The organism is Nostocoides jenkinsii Ben 74 (assembly GCF_001046875.1).
GTDB lineage: Bacteria > Actinomycetota > Actinomycetes > Actinomycetales > Dermatophilaceae > Nostocoides_A > Nostocoides_A jenkinsii.
This window is the reverse complement of record NZ_HF571038.1, coordinates 3,744,750-3,748,692: the sequence shown is the minus strand read 5'-3', so window position 1 is coordinate 3,748,692 and position 3,943 is coordinate 3,744,750. Positions and strand designations below refer to the sequence as shown.

At 64.0% G+C, this 3,943-nt stretch carries 6 protein-coding genes; 3 read left to right on the top strand and 3 right to left on the bottom strand.

All coding sequences use genetic code 11. The annotated features are described in order from the left end of the window. Nucleotides 1-137: 137 nt before the first annotated feature. Nucleotides 138-377, bottom strand: a complete 240-nt coding sequence (locus tag BN13_RS17895; RefSeq protein ID WP_157038678.1) for a hypothetical protein — start codon at nucleotides 375-377, stop codon at nucleotides 138-140. A 19-nt stretch (nucleotides 378-396) separates the two neighbouring features. Here BN13_RS17895 and BN13_RS19480 point away from each other — a divergent pair, with 19 nt between their 5' ends. Together BN13_RS19480 and BN13_RS17890 are read left to right on the top strand one after the other, a co-directional pair. After that, nucleotides 397-810 carry a DUF6318 family protein gene (locus BN13_RS19480; RefSeq protein WP_157038677.1) on the top strand — a complete coding sequence of 138 codons (414 nt, stop codon included), beginning with the start codon at nucleotides 397-399 and terminating at the stop codon, nucleotides 808-810. Between the two features lie 424 nt (nucleotides 811-1,234). Next, on the top strand, nucleotides 1,235-1,702 hold the full coding sequence (locus BN13_RS17890; protein WP_048548561.1) for a hypothetical protein: 468 nt from the start codon (nucleotides 1,235-1,237) through the stop codon (nucleotides 1,700-1,702). Between the two features lie 25 nt (nucleotides 1,703-1,727). Here BN13_RS17890 and BN13_RS17885 read toward each other — a convergent pair whose 3' ends face one another. Both BN13_RS17885 and BN13_RS17880 read right to left on the bottom strand, forming a co-directional pair. Next, nucleotides 1,728-2,042: an SRPBCC domain-containing protein gene (locus BN13_RS17885; protein WP_235434112.1), complete on the bottom strand. Its 315-nt coding sequence runs from the start codon at nucleotides 2,040-2,042 to the stop codon at nucleotides 1,728-1,730. Between the two features lie 157 nt (nucleotides 2,043-2,199). After that, complete coding sequence (locus tag BN13_RS17880; protein WP_048548559.1) at nucleotides 2,200-2,559, bottom strand: ArsR/SmtB family transcription factor; 360 nt, start codon at nucleotides 2,557-2,559, stop codon at nucleotides 2,200-2,202. A 327-nt stretch (nucleotides 2,560-2,886) separates the two neighbouring features. Between BN13_RS17880 and BN13_RS17875 the strand changes: the two genes are divergently transcribed. Next, a complete protein-coding gene (locus BN13_RS17875; RefSeq protein WP_235433932.1) occupies nucleotides 2,887-3,936 on the top strand; it encodes an IS30 family transposase in 1,050 nt (349 codons plus the stop codon). Nucleotides 3,937-3,943 lie beyond the last annotated feature (7 nt).

The following is a 3,943-nucleotide window of genomic DNA, read 5'->3' as shown; positions in this document are numbered from 1 at the left end:
GCAGCCGCCCGCCCCGGTCCCATGCGGGGTTCGGCGGCGGAGGTCATGGGCGCAGTCTGTCAGTCGCCAGGGCGTGGCTGTGGATAAGTCTCGCCTCCGGTAGCGCAATCGCGCTGCGTCAGGGAGGGTGGACTCAGTTAGTTGTGCGCGCGGGCGCGGGAGCCCGCGATCATCGGGAGGATTCCAATGGTTCGTATGCCGCGTGCTGGCCTCGCTCGGCCCGCTGCCGTTGCCACGGCGCTTGCCTTGGGCGGTGCCCTTCTGGTGGGGTGCAACGGGAGTGACGCACCAACCACATCGACGACGTCCGCGAGCAGCGCGTCATCGTCCGCCTCTTCAGCGTCGACGAGCCCGTCACCGAGTTCGTCGAGTCCCACTACGTCGGCATATGTGCCCGTGAAACCGACGTTCCCGGCGGCGGCGAAGAAGCAAACGGACGCCGGTGCCATCGCGTTCGTTGAGTACTACTGGGATGCGCTTAGTTACGCATGGTCCCAGCCTGATTCATCAATCCTCGACGGCCTTTCCACTAAACAGTGCGAGCCTTGCGCATCGTTTGATGCGACCGCAGCGGACATGCAGTCGGCAGGGCATAAATTCGATCGCGCCCCTATCCTGCTGCTCTCATCGGAAATCGTTTTTAACACTCGCGATGAAGCCTCAGTCCAGACTCAGGTAGAACGCACCGCTGCGTCAGTCATCGACCAGCAAGCGAAAGTGGTCAAGACTAATACATCGTCGAAAGCTACTCGCGTCTTGAGGCTAACCTGGTCCGGCAAGTGGCAGGTGGCGCAAATTGTCGAAGGTTAAACTCGCGTTCGGAGGCGCCCTGCTGATTCTCTCTTTGGCTACCGTGCCTACGCACGTCGACGCTGCGTCCAGGACTTGCGCCGACCCCAGCGACCCCCTATGCACTGCCACTGATTCGGATTCGATATCGGCGGCGGCCATGATGAGCATGAATGACAAGAATTGGCCTAACGGGGGCCCGGGTGGCGGGGCGCTCCCCCTGTTCGAGTACGACATGTCGACCTACTGCGACGGCCCGGGGGCAGACGGACCGAACTTCGACCCTCTATGCGAGAGAGCTCAAACTGCTTGTCTTGCACCGGGAGAGTCCGGCGTAGGACCGGCCATGTACGTCTATCGTCGGCCGTACGGGTCGGATGGCCCTTGGGTGCAGGTTGGATGGACTTGCTGGTCCGTCCTGCTACCTGGATCCAATACTCCGACGATGGCGATGATTGAGGCGGCGTTCCACCGCACCCCGTTTGCTGATCCGGAGGTCAGTATTCAACCGGTGGGTGGGCGGACGCTGATCCGACTCGACAACTGGTTCGCGATGAAGTGGAGCGAGTCCGGGTATGAACCCGAGGAGATCGACACTCTGAACCCCGCCGACTGGTTCTCCCTTCGTGTGCGCATCAAGCCGATCTTCGAGAGCGTGACCTACGACTTCGGCGATGGCACCAGCCAGGGACCCACGACCAGCCTCGGCGGCGTCTACCCATCCGGAGACATCGTCAAGGCCTACGAGGCAGCAGGCACCTACGGCGTCCGTGCGACGACAGTCCTCAAAGGCGAGGTCTCGCTCAACGGATCCGAGTGGATCGCCATCCCTGGCCAGGCGGATCTGACCGGCCCGACCACCGATCTGGAAGTTGTCACAGCGAAGAACTCGCTCTATTTGGCCGGAAACTGATGACCCTAACGAAGGGCGATTTTCGTCAGACGCAGCCGGCGGCGAGGAGGGCGTCCAGCGCGGCATACCCCTCATTGACTCCGATCTCCATGCCCGAGGCGAGCCAGGCATCACGACCCTCAAAGGAATCGACGAGGGACCAGGCGTGGAGGCGCGTCATACCGTCACCGAGATCCTCGAAGACCATGGTCTCCAGCGCGACCGCCTCGGGCATCCCCTCGAACGTGAACGTCTGCACGATCCGGGACTCGCTGATCTCGTGGAAGCAGCCATGGAGGCCGAGTTCGACGCCGTCGGTGCGATCGACATATCGCCAGCTGCCGCCACTGCGGGGTCCCAATAGTCGACCTCCATCGTGCGCCGCGCCGGGCCCATCCACAGTGGCACCAACTCGGGATCGGTGTGGGCGCGCACGAGCTGCGCGGGGGTCGCGCGGAAGTCCCGATAGATGTGAATGGCCGGCACGGTGGGGTCGGCCTCGATACGGGCTGGCTCGCTCATGATGATGTCTCCTGCGTTGTGGGTATGACGTTTCCGTCCTGATCCATCTGCTCCAGCAAGGCGTCGAGACGACGGAATCGCTCCTCGGCTTGCCGCTGATAGCGCTCGATCCAGGTCGTCATGAGACCGAACACATCGGCTTCAAGATGGACCGTACGACGTTGCGCTGCAGCGGTTTTCGTCACCAGGCCGGCTCCCTCGAGGACCTTGAGATGTTTCGAGATCGCCTGCACCGAGATGTCGTATGGCGCGGCCAACTCCCCCACGGTCGCGTCACCGACCGCGAGTCGGGCCACGATGTCGCGGCGGGTCGGGTCGGCGAGGGCGCCGAACACGAGGGTCAGTTGCTCCTCCACGGCACCCTTCTCTTCAACTCGATGGTTGAACAACCATGTCAGATGCCTAGAAGGTTGTCAACCTATCGGTTGATGAAGCGTGCTTGGGAGGGTTGGACAGAACAACCCCAAGACGGCCCAGCAGGGCGTCAGTCAGTGGCAGGGTCACGGCCCGCGAGCACCCGTTCCATCATCACTGTCGGTGGCGCGGCATACGCTCAAAGAACCAATCGAATCAGCGTCAAGGAGAGTCCGATGGCCGTTTCCGTCAACCCCTACCTGGCAGGGTCATAGCGTCCAAGCAACAGCCTCCACTGGATCGGGGCTGAAGGCTGGGAGGCTGGACCGGTGGCAGGCACGAGACGGCAGTTGACGATCAAGGACCGGGCGGAGATTTCGGCTGGGTTGAAGGCGGGCTGGAGCCCGGCGCGGATCGCGCGTGACCTGGGCCGGGATCGGTCAGTGATCACCCGGGAGATTGCCCGGAACTCCACCAAGACGTGTGGGTATCGGGTGGTCAGCGCCGACGTGCGGGCCCAACGGCGCCGCGCCCGTCCGCAGCCGCGCAAGGTGGCCGCCGATCCGCTGCTGGGTCAGCGGGTGTTGGCCGATCTGCGGCAGTCTCGCACGCCCCGTCAGATCGCCGGCCGGTTGAAGTTGGAGGCCGAGGACGCCACCGTGGAGGTCATGAAGGGTTCCCTACCGGCCGGTGGCCTGCTGGCTTCGCACGAGGCGATCTACCAGTTCATTTACGCCATGCCCCGCGCCGAGCTGGTCCGCCACGGGGTCTTCCTGCGCTCCAAGCGCACCCAGCGAAAGCCCCGCTCATCGAGCAGGCGCGGGGCCCCGATCGTGGGGATGCGTCCCATCACCGCCCGGGAGAACGAACACCCCGGCAGCGCCGAGCGGAGGGTACCCGGGCACTGGGAAGGCGACCTGATCATCGGCAAGAACGGCGCCAGCGCTGCAGCCACCATGGTCGAGCGGATGTCCCGGTACACCGTGATCGTGGCCCTGCATCACGGCAAGTCCAGCGACGACCTGGCCGAGGTCCTGATCGAGCACGTCAACGCCCTACCCGAAATGATGCGCGCCTCGCTGACTTGGGATCAAGGCAGCGAGATGGCCCGCCACGCCGCGCTGACCGTCGCCACCGACCTGCCGGTGTACTTCGCCGATCCACACAGCCCCTGGCAGCGTCCCAGCAACGAGAACACCAACGGCCTGATCCGTGAGTACATCCCCAAGGGCGAGAACATCCCCGCCCATCAGCCCTACCTGAACTCCATCGCCGAAGAACTCAACGAACGCCCCCGAGCCGTCCTGGGCTACCTCACCCCCCGCGAATCCTTCGAACGACTCCTCCTCGGCCAACCCCACGTTGCTACGACGCCTTGACACCGCC

Bases quoted from the DNA above. Each gene is read 5' to 3' on its own strand.
- BN13_RS17890 (WP_048548561.1), top strand. From the start codon at position 1,235: ATGGCGATGATTGAGGCGGCGTTCCACCGCACCCCGTTTGCTGATCCG.